This is a genomic window from Pedobacter suwonensis (assembly GCF_044762335.1).
Taxonomy (GTDB): Bacteria; Bacteroidota; Bacteroidia; order Sphingobacteriales; family Sphingobacteriaceae; genus Pedobacter.
The window spans coordinates 81,976-102,148 of the sequence record NZ_JBIWEB010000017.1 but is presented as its reverse complement, the minus strand read 5'-3'; the positions used below and the strand labels follow the sequence as shown (position 1 = coordinate 102,148).

Annotated in this window: 17 protein-coding genes; 4 read left to right on the top strand and 13 right to left on the bottom strand. The window is 39.5% G+C overall.

The genetic code is table 11. From position 1 onward, the window contains the following. Positions 1 to 146 precede the first annotated feature (146 nt). From ACIQXP_RS20710 to miaB, 8 genes are all read right to left on the bottom strand, one after another. Positions 147 to 1,157, bottom strand: a complete 1,011-nt coding sequence (locus tag ACIQXP_RS20710; protein WP_293744907.1) for an inorganic phosphate transporter — start codon at positions 1,155 to 1,157, stop codon at positions 147 to 149. A 12-nt stretch (positions 1,158 to 1,169) separates the two neighbouring features. Beyond that, positions 1,170 to 1,811 (bottom strand): DUF47 domain-containing protein, encoded by a 642-nt coding sequence (locus tag ACIQXP_RS20705; protein ID WP_186462304.1) that lies wholly within the window; start codon positions 1,809 to 1,811, stop codon positions 1,170 to 1,172. A gap of 225 nt (positions 1,812 to 2,036) precedes the next feature. Next, complete coding sequence (locus ACIQXP_RS20700) at positions 2,037 to 3,062, bottom strand: sensor histidine kinase (protein WP_387507409.1); 1,026 nt, start codon at positions 3,060 to 3,062, stop codon at positions 2,037 to 2,039. A 128-nt stretch (positions 3,063 to 3,190) separates the two neighbouring features. Next, on the bottom strand, positions 3,191 to 3,553 hold the full coding sequence (gene secG / locus ACIQXP_RS20695) for a preprotein translocase subunit SecG (protein WP_293744908.1): 363 nt from the start codon (positions 3,551 to 3,553) through the stop codon (positions 3,191 to 3,193). 14 nt (positions 3,554 to 3,567) lie between these two features. Continuing rightward, positions 3,568 to 4,626 carry a hypothetical protein gene (locus tag ACIQXP_RS20690; protein WP_387507407.1) on the bottom strand — a complete coding sequence of 353 codons (1,059 nt, stop codon included), beginning with the start codon at positions 4,624 to 4,626 and terminating at the stop codon, positions 3,568 to 3,570. A gap of 74 nt (positions 4,627 to 4,700) precedes the next feature. After that, positions 4,701 to 5,216 carry an LptE family protein gene (locus tag ACIQXP_RS20685; protein WP_387507405.1) on the bottom strand — a complete coding sequence of 172 codons (516 nt, stop codon included), beginning with the start codon at positions 5,214 to 5,216 and terminating at the stop codon, positions 4,701 to 4,703. 64 nt (positions 5,217 to 5,280) lie between these two features. Further along, positions 5,281 to 6,528, bottom strand: coding sequence for a sigma 54-interacting transcriptional regulator (locus ACIQXP_RS20680; protein WP_293744910.1), 1,248 nt, complete (start codon positions 6,526 to 6,528; stop codon positions 5,281 to 5,283). A 70-nt stretch (positions 6,529 to 6,598) separates the two neighbouring features. Then, complete coding sequence (miaB, locus tag ACIQXP_RS20675) at positions 6,599 to 8,014, bottom strand: tRNA (N6-isopentenyl adenosine(37)-C2)-methylthiotransferase MiaB (protein WP_145857977.1); 1,416 nt, start codon at positions 8,012 to 8,014, stop codon at positions 6,599 to 6,601. Positions 8,015 to 9,090: 1,076 nt separating this feature from the next. On the opposite strand from miaB, the gene ACIQXP_RS20670 reads away from it, so the two are divergent. The 4 genes from ACIQXP_RS20670 (at position 9,091) to ACIQXP_RS20655 (ending at position 14,323) form a co-directional block, all read left to right on the top strand. Continuing rightward, positions 9,091 to 10,878: an AsmA family protein gene (locus ACIQXP_RS20670; RefSeq protein WP_387507401.1), complete on the top strand. Its 1,788-nt coding sequence runs from the start codon at positions 9,091 to 9,093 to the stop codon at positions 10,876 to 10,878. A gap of 66 nt (positions 10,879 to 10,944) precedes the next feature. Then, positions 10,945 to 12,759 carry a hypothetical protein gene (locus tag ACIQXP_RS20665; protein ID WP_387507398.1) on the top strand — a complete coding sequence of 605 codons (1,815 nt, stop codon included), beginning with the start codon at positions 10,945 to 10,947 and terminating at the stop codon, positions 12,757 to 12,759. Positions 12,760 to 12,809: 50 nt separating this feature from the next. Continuing rightward, positions 12,810 to 13,367, top strand: a complete 558-nt coding sequence (locus ACIQXP_RS20660; protein ID WP_387507396.1) for a LemA family protein — start codon at positions 12,810 to 12,812, stop codon at positions 13,365 to 13,367. After that, positions 13,367 to 14,323 (top strand): DUF3137 domain-containing protein, encoded by a 957-nt coding sequence (locus ACIQXP_RS20655; RefSeq protein ID WP_293744914.1) that lies wholly within the window; start codon positions 13,367 to 13,369, stop codon positions 14,321 to 14,323. Before ACIQXP_RS20660 ends, ACIQXP_RS20655 begins: the two co-directional genes overlap by 1 nt. Positions 14,324 to 14,414: 91 nt before the next feature. On the opposite strand, the gene ACIQXP_RS20650 is transcribed toward ACIQXP_RS20655, so the two are convergent. The 5 genes from ACIQXP_RS20650 to ACIQXP_RS20630 are packed head-to-tail and all read right to left on the bottom strand — an operon-like array spanning position 14,415 to position 20,158. Next, positions 14,415 to 14,780 carry a response regulator gene (locus ACIQXP_RS20650; RefSeq protein WP_186462305.1) on the bottom strand — a complete coding sequence of 122 codons (366 nt, stop codon included), beginning with the start codon at positions 14,778 to 14,780 and terminating at the stop codon, positions 14,415 to 14,417. An 18-nt stretch (positions 14,781 to 14,798) separates the two neighbouring features. Continuing rightward, entirely contained in the window at positions 14,799 to 15,383 is a 585-nt protein-coding gene (locus ACIQXP_RS20645; RefSeq protein WP_387507393.1) for a chemotaxis protein CheB, read from the bottom strand. Continuing rightward, positions 15,368 to 16,183: a CheR family methyltransferase gene (locus ACIQXP_RS20640; protein ID WP_387507417.1), complete on the bottom strand. Its 816-nt coding sequence runs from the start codon at positions 16,181 to 16,183 to the stop codon at positions 15,368 to 15,370. The genes ACIQXP_RS20645 and ACIQXP_RS20640 overlap by 16 nt, the downstream gene beginning before the upstream one ends. 6 nt (positions 16,184 to 16,189) lie before the next feature. Further along, on the bottom strand, positions 16,190 to 16,561 hold the full coding sequence (locus ACIQXP_RS20635) for a response regulator (protein WP_090983492.1): 372 nt from the start codon (positions 16,559 to 16,561) through the stop codon (positions 16,190 to 16,192). Positions 16,562 to 16,573: 12 nt separating this feature from the next. Then, positions 16,574 to 20,158: a response regulator gene (locus tag ACIQXP_RS20630; protein ID WP_387507390.1), complete on the bottom strand. Its 3,585-nt coding sequence runs from the start codon at positions 20,156 to 20,158 to the stop codon at positions 16,574 to 16,576. Between the last annotated feature and the right edge of the window lie 15 nt (positions 20,159 to 20,173).

Sequence of the window (20,173 nt, the reverse complement as noted above, 5' to 3'; positions counted from 1 at the left end):
CGCGACACCCTTGTCTCTGGCTAGCACTTCCTACTGCAGAGCGTGTTCGGGACTCTAACCCTATAGTCGATTGCCATGCCCGGCGCACCAAAAAAAAGACCAAAGCTTAATGCCTTGGTCTTCTGAAATATTAAAGGATTTTCTTTTTATTTTAAATAGTAAATCACGGCATAAATAATGGCTGCCAATGTAGCCGAAACCGGAATGGTTAAAATCCATGCCCAGATTAAGTTGACGGTGACCCCCCAACGTACAGCCGAAACACTTTTTACCACCCCCACACCCACAATAGAACCTGTAATGGTATGTGTTGTAGAAACTGGGATTGCAAAATGCTCTGTTATGCCTAATGTAACTGCTCCAGCTGTTTCTGCAGCAACACCTTCCAAAGCCGTCACTTTTGTGATTTTAGAGCCCATTGTTTTCACGATTTTCCAGCCGCCACTCATCGTTCCTAACGAAATTGCAGAATAACAGGCAATTGGTACCCAAGCCGGCAATGCCTCAAAATTTGGGATAACTTTAGATGCAATTAATGCGGTTGCGATAATTCCCATTACCTTTTGGGCATCGTTACCACCATGGAAAAAACTTAATGCCGCGGACGATAACAGCTGCAAACGTTTGAACCATTTCTCTGCTGTAGCAGGTTTTGCATACCTGCATATATTGATAATAATTAATGTAATTATAACAGAAATTACCATACCAATAACAGGCGCAAGTACTATAAAAGAGACAATTTTTATAACGTAAGACATGTTTACAGCATCAAGCGGACTAGCGCCTGTAAGTAAAGCATGTGTCATACCTGCACCGGCAAAACCACCGATTAAAGTGTGTGATGAACTTGAAGGAATACCATACCACCAGGTTAGAAGGTTCCAGATAATTGCAGCAACTAAACCTGCCAGAATAACTTCTAAAGTGATATAATTTTCGATTACCGTTTTAGCAACAGTATTGGCCACTTTGTGGTCGGTAAAATAAAAGTAGGCAGCGAAATTGAATAACGCAGCCCATAAAACCGCCTGAAAAGGCGTAAGAACTTTTGTAGAAACAACTGTTGCAATCGAGTTAGCGGCATCGTGAAAGCCGTTAATGTAATCGAAAGCAATAGCCAGAATTACAACAACAACCAATAAGGTAGTTACCATGTTTGTTTTTTATTAAGCGTTTTTAACCAAGATCGTTTCAAGCACATTCGCCACATCCTCACACTTATCTGTCGCTTTTTCGATCGTTTGTAAAACCTCTTTTTGTTTAATTAATTCAATCGCATTGGTTTCATATTCGAATAAACGAGCTACCGCTAATGTAAATACATAATCGGCCTGGTTTTCGCCACTGTTGATACGGATACAGGCATCAGCAATTACGCGGATGTTTTTAAAACTGCGTAGTTCTTTAATTGCTTTGTCAATATCGGTACACATTTCTACCAAAAGCTCGGCAATTTTAACAATCGGCTCATTAATGGCAATCATGTTATACATCTGCATGCGGTTTGCAGTACCATAAATATAGTCGGCAACATCATCTACGGCAGTAGCCAATGCATGAATATCTTCTCTATCAAATGGTGTAATAAAGTTCCTGCTCAGTTCAAGAAAAATGGAATGGGTAATATCATCACCTACATGCTCTAAGCGTTCAATTTCTTTAAAAATTGTTTTTCTGCTTTCCGCATCACCCGTGCTAACCATTTCTAAAAGGGTTTCAGCAATTTTTAATGCATTGCTACCAGCTTGTTCGAAAAGCGGATGAAACTTTTTGTCTTGAGGTGTAAAGAACTTAAAAATATTGTTCATGTTAATTTTTAATATGTTGCAAAGCTACAAGCCCAATGTTAAGTTAATGTTAATTTATTAATTATATTAACGAATTACGACATTGTTTCTGCTGAGGTAGTTTATTTATGTAGCTTTTAACTCACTGATCATGAATATTTAAACAACATTTAAGCCATCAGCAAGCTATTACATGCGCATTTTGCCCCGATATCATCAGTTTATCGAAAAAAAAGGGTGTTAAATCTACCCGCCTTTTTGTAATGTAAAAGCAAAGGTAGTTCCAATACCTGGTGTACTTCTCACTGAAATGGTTTGTTGGTGCGCTTCCAAAATATGTTTTACAATAGCCAGACCTAAACCCGTACCGCCAACTTCTCTCGCCCGGTGGGTATCAATGCGATAAAAACGTTCAAACAGGCGCGAGAGGTGTTTTTCTTCTATACCAATACCATTATCGGTAACTTCGATCAAAACCTGGTCATGCAGCTCGAAAATTTTAATGGCGGTTTCACCTCCATCAATACCATACTTAATGCTATTGACCATTAAGTTAATTAACACCTGCCTGATCTTCTCTCGATCGGCAGAAACCGGTGTGATGGCAGTATACTTTTCTTTAAAAAACAGTTTAATTTTTTTTGCTTTGGCGCGGTCTTCAAGGTTTTCCATTACCTCTTTCGCCAGTTGTACAAAATCGAATTTTTGGAAGTTAATTGGCGACTCTCCCGTTTCCAGCTTTGAAATAACATCCAGATCATTAATCAGATAACTCAATCTTTCTACATTGTTCTCTGCTTTCTTCAGAAATAAAACGGCCTGATCGGGATCATCTACAAAGCAATCCTGTAAAGTTTCGATATAACCTTGAATGGCAAAAAGCGGGGTTTTAAACTCATGCGAAACATTTGAAAGAAACTCTCTTCTAAACTGCTCCTGTTTTTTTAATAAATCGATTTCTTTTTTCTTTGCGCCTGCCCATTCCTTTACTTCCTGCTCTACATCATTAATCGGATCGGAACTCACATATTCCCCAAGCGCATCTTTTAAATCTTTGCCCAGTTTAAGGTTATGGATCAGTTTGTAGATGAGTTTAATTTTGGTGTAGATGTATTTCTCCAGCAGATAATAAAAAACCAAAAAACTACACAAAAACGATACGCCAAAAGAAATGGCCATATAGTACAGGCTATGCTGAAAGTAAAAATTAACCATTCCTATAGAAAGGCCTACAGCAAGCGCAGTAAATAAAACCAGCACACTTAATTTCATGCGGCAATTTAAAGCTTTTTATGTTAAATGTGTGTTAAGAGGCAAAGGCTGTTCATTTTTATGGAATGCTAAAAACAAAAAAGCTTTCCCTTTTGAGGAAAGCTTTGTAAAATATGGATAAGTATTACCTATTTCTTAGTCGAGTCGGCTTTAGCCGGAGTTGAAGTTGCCGGTTGGGTGCTGTTTAAATTGCCACCGATTGGAGAAGGTGATGGTGTTTTATCTAAACGCTCCTGAATAGCTGAATTTCCTACTGCAGCACTGCCACCGCTGGTTTTGGCAATTGTAGTAACCGCCAGGGTTAACACCACAATCAGGGTTAACAGTACCCACGATCCTTTTTCTAAAACATCGCCGGTACGTTGTACACCAAACATGTTACTGCCGCCACCGCCTGTAGCTAAACCGCCACCTTTAGGATTTTGTACCAAAACAAATAAGCCTAAGGCTACACACGCAATAATTAATAAAATGATTAAAAAGGTTACCATGGTAATATTATATTTTAAAATTTCTTTTCTATAGATTGGATAAGGTCGGCAAAGTAACGGCTTTTTTCCGGATATTTCAAACTTAATTTTTTATAAGTATCTATGGCTTTGTGATAAAGCATTTGCTCGATATAAATTTTAGCTAAAGTCTCTGAAACAAGGTCATAATTGTCCTCTGCACTTTTCTTGGCCTTATTTTCATTATCAATCTGTTCGGGCTTAGGCGGCTTGATGGTTGGATCTTCTTTTAAGAATTTCTCGATAATTTTGGCGCCCTTTGCATCTTTAATTTCAGCAGCAGGATATTCAGCCAAATGATCGGCTACCTCAAAAGGGGTTTGAATATGAAAAATGTGCTCTACATACTGTTGCTGAAACTCAGCACCTCCCTGAGTTTGCTTATTTTGCGGCTGCTGTTTGTTATTATGAGTAGCACTAGGGTGTGCATAAGGCTGAAAAATCTGCTCATGCTCTTTACGGGTTTTAGCCAACCACCATAAAAAAGTATATGGAAGCTTATCATCATTATACTGCGAAACAAAATTCCTTTCCGGCTCATCTGGTACCACCGTTTCAATTTCCGGCGCAGCACGCACTACATCGGTACTTAATTTCTGCTCAAATGCAAAAAAATCAGTAGCCGCCACACTTTCGATAAAAGAATCGTTATCTGATGGCAAATCCATCAAATGCCTGTCCGTACCCGGCAGGTTGTTCGGTGTTTCAATATTCACCTCCTGATTTGCAACTAATATGCTATTCGTAAATTCAGTTGCTTGCGCTAAAACTTCCTGCTCATCTTGCTTAGGTTCGGTAACCGGAACATCAATATCGGCTTTCTCTTCCAGTCCTGCCTCTTCAACCGGAACCATATTAAGTACATGAAACAATACATGGCCCTGACCATATAATGCGGCCTTTGGAATAAATGAGGCATTGGCCTTGGCTAATAGTAAATGAATGGGTTGTGCATATGGAAATTGCCGAACCATCTCCTGTAACATGGATGCATGCTCTGGCCTAACCTTTCCAGGTTGCGCAATTAAATCTGCCAGTAGCCTTTTGTTATCCATTATCGGGGTTTGCCGCTAAGTTAAAAAAATGTAAACGGGTTTTGAAAAATTTGTCTTTTCGAGTGCTGCTTTATTTACCACTGTGCAAATGCACGGTTAAAAATATCTTCTGATAATTGTTTGTTGATATTTTCGATAGCTCCTGGCAATAAGGTTTGGATGGGTGCCCCGTTAACCGGAAAATCAAAATATTTGGTAAAGCTCTCTTCAAAACTCTCTTTTTCGTGCTCTTTTATATTATTCTTATATTTTACAGAAACGGTAATGGTTAATCTGTTTGCACCTGCAGTAGGTGTGGCACTATTTTGAAGTGCAACCGGTTTAATATCATAACCTGTTATCCTGCCTTCAAAGGATGCGTCTCCCTCACCTGTCGGAGAAATAATCAGTTTGGTCTGGTTACGGATCCGGCTTTTTAACGATTCCGTAATCTGATTACTTAAAGTTGGCACCACTAAAGGCGCGTTATTTTCGAATACCCGAACAACCACCGTTTTTAATCCTGTTGTTGATGCTCCGCTGAATTTATAAGAGCAAGCGCTAAAAACCGAAGCGAGCAGAATTAAGGCAAATATTTTAATTTTCATCATTATCTAAAATGTTGTCTGATTTTTAGAAACTTGCTTTACAGGGATTAAATACAAGTAATTGAGTTTATAGGTTTAATTCTTTAATCTTCCTATACAGGGTCCGTTCTGAAATACCCAATTCCTGTGCAGCAAACTTACGTTTACCCTTATGTTTCTTTAATGCTTTTTTAATCAGGTCTGATTCCTTATCCACCAGCGATAAAGATTCTTCTACTTCTTCGGCGTCGTGTGCAAAATAATCAGCGTTGTTATTGTTGTTTACGTTGTTATTGCCTGGTGCAGGATGCTGGATGGTAAAGGCATGCTCTTGCCCCGCAGGCAATTCTACATCACGGTACAGCTGATTGATATACTGCGGATTATCTGCCAAAACCGATGCAGTGTTTCCACCATGCTGAATAATTTCGGCAACCAGTTTTTTAAGCTCAACCATATCCTTTTTCATATCAAAAAGAACCTTATACAGAATATCTCTTTCTGTAAAATCTTCTTTCGATTGCGAATTGATTGCCATTGGCAAATTACTGCCGGCTTCGTTCGGGATATAGTTCAAAATGGCCTGGCCACTTACATTCCGATCTTTTTCTAACACACAGATCTGCTCAGCAATGTTCTTTAACTGACGGACATTACCCGGCCAGCTGTAATTGGTTAAGACCTGAATGGCATCTGGCTCCAGGTGTAATGCCGGGCTACGGTATTTATCACTAAAATCAGCCGCAAATTTTCTGAATAATAAGTAAATATCTTCCTTACGTTCGTGCAAAGCCGGTATGCGCAATGGAACTGTATTTAACCTATAATATAAATCCTCACGGAACTTTCCATTTTTAACGCGGTTGTATACGTCCACATTAGTGGCAGCGATGATGCGAACATCTGTTTTCTGCACTTTAGAAGAACCTACCCGTAAGTATTCGCCGCTTTCTAAAATACGCAATAAACGGGCCTGTGTACCTAAAGGCAGCTCCGCAACCTCGTCTAAAAAGATGGTTCCGCCATTGGCCACCTCAAAATATCCTTTACGGGCTTCATGTGCCCCGGTAAACGATCCTTTTTCATGACCAAAAAGTTCAGAATCTATTGTGCCCTCGGGGATGGCACCACAGTTTACCGCGATAAAAGTACCATGCTTACGCGCACTCATTTGATGGATAATCTGCGAGAACACCTCTTTACCGCTACCACTTTCGCCGGTAATTAACACCGACATATCAGTTGGTGCTACCTGGCTTGCTATATCTATGGCACGGTTTAATAATGGCGAGTTACCAATAATACCGAAACGCTGCTTAATATTTTGTGTATCCATTCTTTAGATTTGAGTATTGAGATATAAGATATGAGACCGTACGACCTTCTTCCTTCTACCCTCAACCTTTTTAAACTATTTTCCCAATTAACGTAGCAGATGTACATTTTTCAATATACACATTTGCATACTCACCTGGTTTAACGCCTTCAATGGCAGGAAAAATAGCCATTGCTCCGCTATCTCCCCTTCCGCAATAATCCAAATCAGATTTTTTTGAAGTTCCTTCAATCAAAACCCGAATGGTTTTTCCTACCCATTCTTGCAAACGCATTAATGAATGTGCCTGTTGTTTGGCTAAAATTTCGGCCAGACGGCGTTTTTTCACTTCTTCCGGAATATCATCTTCCAGTTTACGGGCAGCTAAAGTCCCCGGTCTTTCAGAGTAGGTGAAATTATAAGCAAAATCATATTGCACGTAATCCATCATGCTCAGGGTTTCCTGGTGCTCTTCTTCTGTCTCTGTACAAAAACCGGCAATGATATCAGTAGAAATTGCACAACCCGGAATAATGTTGCGGATGGCATCAATACGATTGATATACCATTCGCGGGTGTAAGTCCTGTTCATGAGTTCCAATATGCGGGTATTTCCCGATTGAACAGGCAAGTGGATATAGTTACAGATATTATCGTATTTGGCAATGGTATATAAAACCTCATCGGTAATATCTTTTGGATGTGAAGTAGAGAAACGCACCCTTAAATCCGGACTAACCAATGCGGTTTGCTCCAAAAGCTGTGCAAAATTAACCGTTTCAGTGCCATCTTCCGACGTCCAGGTATAAGAATCTACATTTTGGCCTAAAAGCGTAACCTCCCGGTAACCTGCCTCAAATAAAGCCTTTGCTTCTTCTACAATAGAATGTGCATCACGGCTACGTTCGCGGCCACGGGTAAAAGGCACCACGCAGAAAGAACACATATTATTACAACCACGGGTAATGGATATAAAAGCGGTTATTCCGTTGCTGTTTAACCGAACCGGACTGATATCAGCATAAGTTTCTTCACGCGATAATAAAACGTTTACAGCTTTGTGTCCGCTTTCTACCTGCTCAATTAAGTTAGGCAGATCGCGATAAGCATCTGGCCCAACCACTACATCAACCAAACGTTCTTCTTCCAGAAATTTAGATTTCAAACGCTCGGCCATGCAGCCCAAAACCCCAACAATTAATTTGGGGTTACGTCGTTTTTCAACACCGAACTGAGATAGCCGGTTTCTGACCCTGGTTTCAGCATTTTCGCGAATAGAGCAAGTATTGATGAAAATTACATCAGCCTGGTGATAATCCCCTGTGGTTTCAAATCCAGTTTCCGATAAAATAGAGGCCACAATTTCACTATCAGCAAAATTCATGGCACAACCGTAACTTTCGATATATAATTTACGGGCATCAGCTTTAACCGGTGTATCTAAAATTAAAGCTTCACCTTGTCTGGCTTCATCATGCGTTTTATCCTGTACTTGTAAATCAATCATTATTTAAAAACATTTTGGGGATTACAAAAATACATAAATAAAATTAAAAGTGACAATTTGACATATTTAGTTTAAATTCTTACAGTACGATTATGAAGAACAGGCCGGTCGGGATCTGTAATCCGCTACCAAGCATAAAAAACTGATAATTTCTGATAAAACGCATTAGCGTGTGTTTTTTGGAAATGACGGCTTCAATGTCAATGGCCGCATGCAGCCCCGCTGCTGCTCCTATGAGAAATTTCAAACCACTGCCCTAACGATCCTAGCCCTTGGCGAAGCGGTACCCTGCAGGCCCGGAGGTACGACGGCCGAAGCGTACAAGCGAAGCAAAGGAACAAACGATGTTGCTTACGCTTTCCTTGCGCTTCAAAAAATTGATAGTTTCTAATGAAACGAATAAAATATTTTTGGAAATGGAGACTTTGGTGTCAATCGCAGAATGCAGCCCCGCCCCCGCTTCTGCCACAATTGAAAAAATTGTGGCATCCCGCTACGGTCGGGTTTAGGATACATCCGTCCCTGCTGCTATGACGGGTTTCCCCCCACTGCCCTAACGATCCTAGCCCTTGGCGAAGCGGTACCCTGCAGGCCGGGAGGTACGACGGCCAAAGCGTAAAAGCGTAGCAAAGGAACAAACGATGTTGCTTACGCGGTCCATGCGCTCCTCAAATTGATAGATTCTAATTATATAACGAGTCATAATTTTTTTTGGAAATGGAGGCTTCGGTGTCAATCGCAAAATGCAGCCCCGCCCCCGCTTCTGCCCCAATTGAAAAAATTGTGGCATCCCGCTACGGTCGGGTTTAGGATACATCCGTCCCTGCTGCTATGACGGGTTCCCCCCCACTGCCCTAATGATCCTAGCCCTTGGCGAAGCGGTACCCTGCAGGCCCGGAGGTACGACGGCCAAAGCGTACAAGCGAAGCAAAGGAACAAACGATGTTGCTTACGCGGCCCTTGCGCTTCAAAACCACTTGATAATGGAACATCCCACTATATCTTTTTCCTTTGGATCTTGACACGAAAAAAACCTTTCGCGCTCTTAGCTGTTACGTATCGATAAGCCACAATAAATGACAGCGCAGCATAAAAGTAAAATTTGGGCCTGGATAGGAAGCATATTCGGCGTATTGGTTTTGATAGTTGCATTTGGTGCCATGTTCCTAAGCGCCCGGTGGAAGCCGATATTGACTGAAAAAATTAAAGCAGGTGTTTATAATGGTTCCCATCACTTATATCGGATAGATTTTAAAAGCATTAACTTAAACGTGATTACGGGCAGCATGGCCTTGCGCGATGTTACACTAATACCAGATGAATCGGTTTTTGATAGCCTGAAGAAAAAACAACTGGCCCCTTCGCATGTTTTCGAACTCAGATTAAAGAAACTACAGATTAGCCGTGTTGGCATACTAACCGCTTACTTTAAAAAGCGTATCGAGGTAAATGAAATCCTTTTACAAAAACCATCTATCAATATGTCTTTTAATAAGGTAACCAAAAAAACCGACAGTATAAAAGACGAAAAATCACTTTATGAACAGCTTTCTAAAAACTTTAGATCCGTACACGTAAAAAGCATCAAAATTGTAGATGCAGATTTCGATTACATCAACAAAACCGCTTCTACAAAAACCAAAAATTCGATCAAACACCTGGATATTAATATCAATGATTTTTTACTGGATTCGCTCTCAGGAAATGATACCACACGGTTTTACTATACAAAAGATGTATCATTCCAGATTGCAGGCTACAAATCGGTAACGAAAGATAAAATGTACACCATGAAAGTAGATACCGTTAAAGGCTCTACCTCATCGAAAAAGATAATGGTTAAAGGATTTAAACTTATACCATTATATAATGAACTAACTTTTGCAAGAAAATACAAGGTCCAGAAAGACCGATACAATTTAAGCTTTGATCAGGTAGAATTTAGTGGTGTAGACTTTATTGGCCTGAATACCGACCAAAAATTATATGCCAAATCGTTGAGAATTGGACCCGCCAACGTTGAAGTGTTTATGAGCCGCGAATCGCCGCCGCCACCAGGTTTTGATAAAGGCCGCAACTATCCAAATATGGCGCTGAAGAGACTAAACATGCCTGTACTGATCGATACGGTAAGGCTGAAAAAAATTGATGTTAAATACGCCGAGTTTAATCCCGCCAGTAAAAAAACCGGAACAGTAACCTTTAAAGCACTAAATGGAAATATTTTAAATGTGACCAATGATAGTTTGCAATTGAGCAAAAATAATCATGCGCTGGCGGATTTGAATACACTTTTAATGGGCACAGGCAGGCTGGACGTAAACATCGATTTCAACTTAACCGATAACAATGGTGCTTTTACCTATAGTGGCAGCTTGGGTAAATTTGACATGAAAAATTTAAATCCATTATCCAAAGCACTGGGTTTAGTAGAAATAGAAAGCGGAAACATACAGCATGTTGATTTTAAGGCTCAGGGAAATTTAAGATCGGCAACAGGTACCATGAACATGCTGTACACCAATCTGAAAGTAAAGCTACTATCAGACAATATTGATGGTGAGGGAACTAAGGAAAAAGGCTTTTTGTCTTTTCTGGCCAATACCATTTTGGTTAAAGATGAAAATCCACAAAAAGGCGAAGCACCGAGAACAGCCAGCATGACGAATACCAGGATCAACTCTGCCTCATTTTTTAACCTGATGTGGAAAACTGTGTTCGTAGGCATAAAAGATATTGTAGGTGTCGGCATTGTGCCTGAAAAGAACCCTGTAAAACAGCAAAAAGTAATAGCTAAAAAAATAAGGGAGCAAAAAAGGGCCGACAGAAAAGCTGCAAGAAAAGCCCGCAGGGAAAAAAATTGATCTTACGTTTTTCAAATATATGTTTATACCGTATATTGCTGATAAAACACTATCTCTCTTTTTTTAATGCCTGATACCAAAAGATACCGTTACAAAGTTTTTAAATGGGTTACGTGTACACTACTCGGCATTTTTATCGTACTTGCTGGTATAGCCTGGTTGCTAAATGTAAAGTCTCGTCCTATTTTAACAGACAGGATTAAAACATTGCTTTATAAATCAACTGATAGTTTATATACCATCACCTTTACCAAAGTATCTACAAACGTTTTTACGGGGAATGCTACTTTACAAAACGTAAGAATAACGCCTGACACTAATCGGTTCAGGCAACTTATCGCCTTAAAAAGAGCGCCAAACAATTTATATACGGTTTCTTTAAAAAAGCTGGTGGTAAAACGCTTCCACCCCTTAACCTTGTACCGCGAAAAAAAACTGCAGCTGGAAGAAATTATATTTGATAAGCCTGAAGTAGTCATGGTTAATCAGCAATTTGATTTTAACGAGGGGCGGGCACCAAGACCCATTAAATCGCCTTATGATATCATTTCCAAAAACCTGAAGGAATTTAGCATCAAAACCATTCGTTTTAAAGGCATAAGCTTTAAATATGTAAATAAAAACATACCAAATTCAGTCCCTTTTAATATTGACGACCTTAACATTACGCTAACGGATTTACTGGTTGACTCTACCTCTGCTGATGACCCCAGCCGATTTTACTTGTTGAAAGATATTGTGATCAACTTAAATAACTATGTTTATCATACACCTGATAAAATGTACGACATTAAGCTTGATCAGCTTGATTTTAGGGCTACAACGGGTAAATTAAGGATAAATAGCTTTGCATTGGTTCCGCTTTATGATGAAATGAAATTCGGCAAAATTGCAGGTTATGCAAGGGAACGTTTCGACATTGCCATGCGTGATATTATGCTCAACGGCATAGACCTGCCGCTTTACATTAGTAAGCAGGAGCTTTGGGCAAAAGAAATGGCCATTGCTAATGGTTCTGTATCTGTTTTTAACCAAAATGGGCTCCCATCAAAGCCGCAGGAAAATAAAATTGGTAAATTTCCACATCAGCTTTTGCAGCTTTTAAGGGCACCTATACTGGTACAGAAAATCCAGTTGAAAGATGTAAATATCAATTATTCAGTTTTTAACAGTGAAAGTAACCAAAGAGGGCGTATCAGTTTTGAAAATACCTCAGGAATTATAAAAAATGCCACCAACCTGGATAATATTAAGGCCATAAACCCGACCATGGAAGTTAACTTAAATACGTATTTATTTGGACAGGGAAAGCTTAACGTAAATTTTATGTTCAACCTTACTGCCAAAGATGGTGCATTTTCCTACCGCGGCGTTTTACACAATTTTAATGCAAGGATTTTAAACCAGATTACCAAACCCCTCGGCCTGGTTCGCATTAACCGCGGCAGTGTAGATCAGTTGAAATTCAATTTTAAAGCAAACGATTTGGGTACAAAAGGAACGGTAGCATTCTCTTATTACGACCTTTCTGTTGCCCTGATGAAAAACGATCCCGAAAAGGATCACCTGGTAACGCGCGGTTTTCTCTCTTTTTTAGCCAATGCCTTAATTATCAAATCTGAAAACCCCGGTGCAGACGGCAAGCTGGTACCTGTAAACGTAAATTATAGCCGGCCATCCAATGCTTCTTTCTTCCACATGATCTGGAAGGGCCTTTTTACTGGGATAAAATACAGTATAGGAATTACCGAAGAAAAGCAAAATGAAGTACGAGAACATATTGCAAATTTCAAGGCCATGCGAGCCAATCATTTAAAAAGGAAACAAAAACGGTTAGAGCGAAGGATAAAACGGGAACGCGAGCAGAATGAAAAGCGATAACATGTTGTAACCTTTTTTTATCTTTATGCTCTAAACCTTAAACTGAAATTATGATTATTGCCCTCGTTATTATCGGATTTATCTTTCTTACCGGAATTTTTTCTTACAATTCACTTATCGGGAAGAAAAACCAGGTAACAAATGCTTTCTCGGCCATTGATGTCATGCTAAAAAAACGTTTCGACCTTATTCCAAACCTGGTTGAAGTGGTAAAACAGTACACAACTTATGAGCAGGGAACTTTAACCAGAATAGTCGAACTGAGAGCGAAGGCAGGAGCTGCGAATATCAGCAACGCCGAAAAAGCAGATTTAGATGCGCAACTAAGCAGCAATGTAAGAGGCTTAATGGTAAACGTTGAAAATTACCCTGATTTAAAGGCCAACACCAATTTTATTAACCTGCAAACCACCTGGACCGAGAGCGAAGAACAGATCGCCGCTGCCAGGAGGACCTATAATGCTTCAGTAACCGATTACAATAATTCGATTATGATGTTTCCGGGCAATTTGTTTGCCGGGATGTTAAACTTTCATCCGATTCCAGTTTTGGAAACCGCAGCTGAAGAGCGCAAAAACATTAGTGCAAAAGAACTATTTAATCATTAATGTTGTTCGATATAGCCAATAATGTAGCTTTACAACAAGTGTTGGCTACTATGGAGGTAACACGCAAAAGAATTGCTGCTACCCAAACCAGAGGTTATATTTTTATTGCAGCAGGTATTTTAATTTGTTTTTTAGGTTTTGTGCTGGGCTTTCCTGTTCCTGGTGTAATTATTGGTTTAATCCCTTTAATATATGGCAGCGTTCTGTCGTTTAAAATCAACGATTCTTTAACAGCTTACCGAAATGAATATAAAACCAATGTAATTGGCGCTGCACTTAAATTTTTAGACGAAAGCTTGTCAATTAGTCCTTACCAGGGAATTGCGGCTTCGGAGTTTATGTACACTCAATTGTTTACCCAAGAACCTGATCGTTATAAAACAGAGGATCTCGTAACCGGATGTGCGGATAGAACCCGGTTTTATTTTGCCGAGGTACATGCTGAATACAAGACGGTCACCCAAACCAAAAACGGAACGCGAACAGAGTGGCACGACATTTTTAGAGGAATTATATTTGCTGCTGATTTTAACAAAAACTTCAATGGCATAACCATAGTACGCCCTAAGGGCTTTGCCAATGCACTAGGGGCCTGGTTTTCAAAAAATGTGTTCTCTTTCGGTGGAAACGATGTGGTAAAGCTGGAAAATTCTGATTTTGACAAAACTTTCATCACTTATGGTTCTGACCAGGTAGAGTCGCGTTATATATTAACACCGGCACTGATGGAACGTATCTTAAACCTCAATCATCAAACCAAATATGATATTAGTTTATCATTCATCGAATCGAGGATGTATATCGCTTTCCCTTTGAACCGTAATTATTTTGAAGCCCCGGTTTTCAAATCTTTAATTAATGCCGAAGCCTTAAACAATGATATTACCACGATAAAATTTATGTATGATATTGTTAAGGAACTGGATCTGAATACCAGGATTTGGGGGAAGGCTTAAATATATGCAGAGAACGCTAAGCATTATAAAAACAGATTACTTAGCGCCCTTTGCGATTTTCTTTTGCAGCCTTTGCGGTTATTAACAAGGCTTAACTCAAATGCTTTTTAACAATCTCTTCTAATGCAGCAATATCAAATGGTTTTGAAAGGTAACTATCTGCACCAGCTTCATCGGCTAAGGAAGATATATCATTATTAGCCGAAAAATAAATAACAGGAATATGTTTTAAATCAGGATGACTTTTTAAAGCCCTGGTGGCCTGTATTCCTCCCAGATCAGGTAACCAGTTATCCATGAAAATTAAATCAGGCATATAAGCCGCTACCTGTTCTTCTATGTTATTGGCGCTTTCGGATGTTTTTATTTCATACCCGGCATCTTCCAAAATAAATGTACAGAGATCAAGGATGTCCCTATTATCATCAAAAACAAATACTTTTTTTGCAACTATCATTTTAACCTCCGAAAGTTATTAATCATTTAATTTATTTATATAATCAGCCATATCGCCGCTATCCAATATTATATTTGGAACCACATTCAGCGCCGCCTGCTGTGGCATATATGGCATGATGGCCGTATCAGGATTCTGTATAACCACTTTACCTCCAAAGCTGTTTACGCATTTTAATCCCTCTACCCCATCTGAATTAGATCCTGAAAGCAATATACAGACTAATTTTTCTTTAAAAACTTCAGCTGCAGACTGAAAGGTGACATCAATGGATGGCCTGGAATAATTAATCTTTTCAGAATAATCCAAAGATATGCTCCGATCCTCCTCTATCAGCATATGATAATCCGCCGGCGCGATAAAAACCTTACCAGGTGCTAAAAACTCCTTTTCTTCCGCTTCGCCAACGGCCAACGTAATACGCGATTTCAATAAATCGGTTAAAAGAGATTCGTTACTTGGCTTACGATGAACCACCAATACAATAGGAAAACGGATATCTTTCCGTAATGCCGGAAAGATTTCGAGCAAAACATCTAAACTACCGGCAGAGCCGCCAATAATCAATGCCTCACAAGATGCAGAACCTATAGTTTGCGCCATATTTTCTCCATTTTAACCCTTTTATATTCTCTTGCTTTTGGCCAAAACTCCAAACTTTCTTTACTTCCAAGAGCAAGATAACCCAATTTTTCGATACTGCTGTCGAATAGGTTGAAAACTTTATGTTGTAACCCCTTATCAAAATAGATTAATACATTTCTACATAAAATGAGCTGAAACTCATTAAAAGAATGATCTGATACCAGGTTATGTGTAGAAAAGATCATCTTACTGCTTAAACTTTCATCAAATTTTGCCAATGAGTAGTTAGCCGTATAATAAGCCGAGAAATCTTTTAAGCCTCCTGACTGCAGGTAATTTTCAGAATACTGTTTCAGATAACTTAAAGGAAATATGCCTTTTTTTGCTTTTTCTAAAACAGATGGATTGATATCTGTAGCGTAAATAAGCGACTTATGCAGTAAATTAAGTTCTTTTAGAACAATAGCCAGCGAATAAGCTTCTTCACCGGTAGAACAACCAGCAACCCAGATCCGGATAAATGGATAGGTGCCCAGCACCGGCAATACATCATTGCGTAATGATTTGTAAAAAGATGGATCGCGGAACATTTCGGTAACATTAACCGTTATTTCTTCCAAAAAACGCTTAAAGTATTGTTTATCCGTTTTAACTGTGTAACGAAATTCGGCGAAACTCACAAAATTATCCAGACCGTAAAGGCGTATAATCCTTCTTTTTATTGATGCAGGAGAGTATTCCAGAAAATCGTAACCATGATTTTCCAAAACATCATTCAACAGGATTTCTACCTGTTCGTTATCTATCACATCACTTATCACCTGCTATTTCGTAAAATTTTCTATTTGCTTTAATAATTCGTCAACGTTTATGGGTTTGGAAACATAACCTGATGCACCCGCACTCAGGCAGCGCTCTTTATCGCCAACCATGGCCTGTGCAGTTACTGCCAATACAGGTATATCCTTCATTTTAGCTGATTTTTTCATGACTGCAATTGCCTGATAACCATCCATATCCGGCATCATCATATCCATTAGCACAATGTCCACATGATCATGCTTCTCTAAAACAGAAAAGCCATCCTGTGCACTTATTGCAGATAAACATTCAAAACCTTTGGCCTTTAAAACAGCTTTTAAAGCAAAAATGTTTCGGTTATCATCATCAATGATGAGAATTAATTTTTGAGGCATATTTACAATGGTTTACGATGTATGATGATTTTCGTATAGCCAAACCCTTAATAACGATATCAACTGATCCATATCTACCGGTTTGCTGATGTAATCGGATGCACCGGCAGCAATGCATTTTTCACGATCACCCATCATCGCCTTTGCGGTAACGGCTAAAATTGGCAGGTTGCGGTATTTGATATTCTGCCTGATGGCTGTCGTAGTTTCGTAACCATCCATTTCCGGCATCATCATATCCATTAGAACCACATCAATTTCGGGATTTTCATTTAAAAGTTTAAGGGCTTCTTTCCCATCAATGGCCGCTACCACTTTCATCTGGTGCTGCTCTAACATTTTGGTTAAGGAAAATATATTACGCACATCATCATCCGCGATCAGAACGGTTTTACCAACCAGTACATCCTGCAGTTCAGAAAACTTTTTAGGGGCTTTATTTTTATCTTTACTTTTTTCTTCTACCAAATGAAGAAACAGACCAGCCTCATCCAAAATACGCTGATAGGAATGCGCCGTTTTTACCACGATTGAATCAGCATATTGTTTGATCCGGTTTTCCTCCCCTTTTGACAGGTTTTTGCCGGTAAAAATGATAATAGGCAAATTTTCCAGGCCAGGCGTTTGCTTCACCACTTCAAGTGTTTCGTAAGCATGTTTATCTGGAATGCCCATATCCAGAATCACACAGTTGACCTCTGGCTTATGCAAAGCAGAAACGCCATCGTTTACCTGGTTAACTATCTCCGTTTGGATATTGAAATTGCTTAGAAAATAACTCAGTGCTTTGGCATGCTGTTCATTTTCTTCTACAATAAGTACTTTTTTAGGATAACGGGTTAAAGCGTGCTCCAATTTTGAAAATATCTCTTGCATGTGTTCAAACGCAAAAGGTTTATTGATAAAATCTACCGCACCTTTTAACAAACTTTCTTTCTTCACCTGCAAAGAAGACATGATATGCACCGGAATCGGGCGTGTATCAGGATCTGATTTAAGCTCCTCCATTACCTGCCAGCCATCTTTAACAGGCAGTTGAATATCAAGTAAAATGGCCAGCGGTTTAAATGTTTTTGCCATTTCAATGCCTTGGTCGCCACGAACGGCAACCAGCCCCTTATAGTTTCGTTTCCTTGTGAAATCTAAAAGTGTTTTGGCAAAAGGAGTGTCGTCTTCCACAATTAAAATCACTTTATCATCCGGCCCTATATCATTACGGTCATCCTCAATCTCTTGCGGAATATTTCCAACCGTTAAATGGGTTACTTTTTTTACCGGAGTTTCCAAAGCCGTTACCGGTTTCTCAGTTTGGGGTACTACTCCTTCAAAGCCTTTATTTTTATCAATTGGCAGCGTAAGGGTAAAAACACTTCCTTCGCCTTCTGCACTCTTTAAATCGATGTATCCGCCCAACAGCTTAGCCAGCTCTCTGCTGATGGAAAGCCCAAGCCCTGTACCACCAAACTTACGGCGCGTAGAACCATCGGCCTGTTGAAAAGCTTCGAATATCATACCCTGCTTTTCGGGTGCAATGCCTACACCGGTATCAGTAACTTTAAATACCAGTGCGCCTAATTTTTCATTCGTATTAATATTTAAAGTTACCGAACCTGCTGTAGTGAATTTGATGGCATTTGAAAGCAGGTTTTTAATGATCTGCTCTAAGCGCATTCTATCGGTATGGAAAAATTCAGGAACCTCGGCCGATTTTTCAATAATGAAGTTCAGGTTTTTATCCCTGGCCACGGGATTAAACAATGAACGCATACCGGAAACGATATCATCAACCTTAACATTGGTACGATCGAGTTCCATTTTGCCTGCCTCAATTTTAGAAAGGTCTAAAATTTCGTCTATTAAACTTAACAGCCCTTGACCAGAGCTTTGAATAACCGATGCATATTCCTGATGTTCAGGATCCATAGCCTCATTTTCGGACATTAGTCTTGATAACAACAATATTGAGTTGAGCGGTGTTCTTAACTCGTGAGACATGTTGGCCAGGAACTCTGATTTATACCTTGTACTTAGCTCTAAAGCTTCTGCTTTTTGCTGGATCTCAATATTCCGTTCTTCAATCAGTTCGTTTTTTTCCTCTAGTAGACTACTTCGTTCCTCAAGTTCCTGATTACTCTGCAAAAGTTCTTCCTGCTGTACACGCAATTCTTCCTCGCTGGCCTGAAGTTTCTGTGCCTGCGCTTCGAGTTCTGCATTTAAACCTTCCAGCTCGTTGTGCTGCACCTGCAACTCTTCTGATTGTGCCTGCGTTTCTTCCAATAATTGTTGTAATTTAAACCTGTTTTGGGCACCCAGTAAAGCGGTACCTATATCCGATAAAATCGAATTCAGGAAGTGCAGCTGCAACTTACTGTATTGACCAATGGTACCGAGTTCTAATCCACCTATGGAAATTTCGTTTCTAATGATAGGCAATACGATCAACTGCGCAGGTTTGATTTTCCCTGTTGCATGAGTAATAGTTAATTCGTTTTGCGGAACCTCATTCAAAAATATGGGCTTACCAGATTTTACCACCTGGCCAATTAAACCCTGGCCAAGCTCTAAGGTTTTAGCTAAGTTTTGTCCCTGTAGCGCATATTGTCCCTTTAAATGCAGGTATCCGTCATCTTTAAATAAATAGATGGCACCGATCTGGCTATTGGTATAAGTGGCTAAAAATTCAACAATGTCTTCTGCCAGATGAAAAACGTCTTTTTCGCCAACCATTTTCACGTTTAAGTTAGCTACCCCCGTTTGCAACCACTCATTTTCTTCCAGGGCATCAAAAGATTTTTTTAACGACAATGACATGGTATTCAACGATTCGGAAAGTTCGCCAATATCATCCTGGCTTTGACTATCAAGCTTTACGCCATAATTACCGTTAGAAATCTGAACCGCAATTTCCTTAATGGCGGTTATGCGTTTCTCCATCTCGTATTTTTTATCTTCAATTTCCTGCTGAAGTTTAACACGTTCATCAAAGTCAATTGATACCCTCCGGTAGAAAAACAAGGTGATCAAAATGGCAAGAAGCGCCGCAATTAAAATTAGGATGGGCGTATATGAGGTAAGTTTATTCAGTTCGTTGGTTCTTTGTTCCAGTAATCTTTTCTCTTCGGCAACCATTTTGCTTACAATGGCCCTGGCATCATCCATATAAAATTTGCCCTGAAACAAAACTGTTGGATCAATAGCACCGCCTAAAGTTTTAATTTCTATAGTGGATTTAATGATCCCCATTCGCTTGAAAAGGATGTTTTTTAGTGCGGCTATGTTCTTTTGCTGAACTCGATTATCTCTGGTGATAAATTCAACTTTTTTTAATAATGATGCAGCCGAATCACTTGCGCCATAATATGGCGTTAAAAAAACCTTATTTCCTGTTAATAAAAAGCCCCGCTGGCCAGTTTCGGCATCTTTTAAATACGATATAATACTTTCAGCATTCAGAATTACCTCATCACTGCGTTTAACCAGTTCAGTGCTTTTAATCAGGTTGCCAATGCTTATGTAAGAGGCCAGAGAACTGATAAATAGAATAATGAGCGATAAGCCGAGACCTAAACGCAAATTACTTTTAAGAGTTGTTTTCATTAATATGGATTAAGG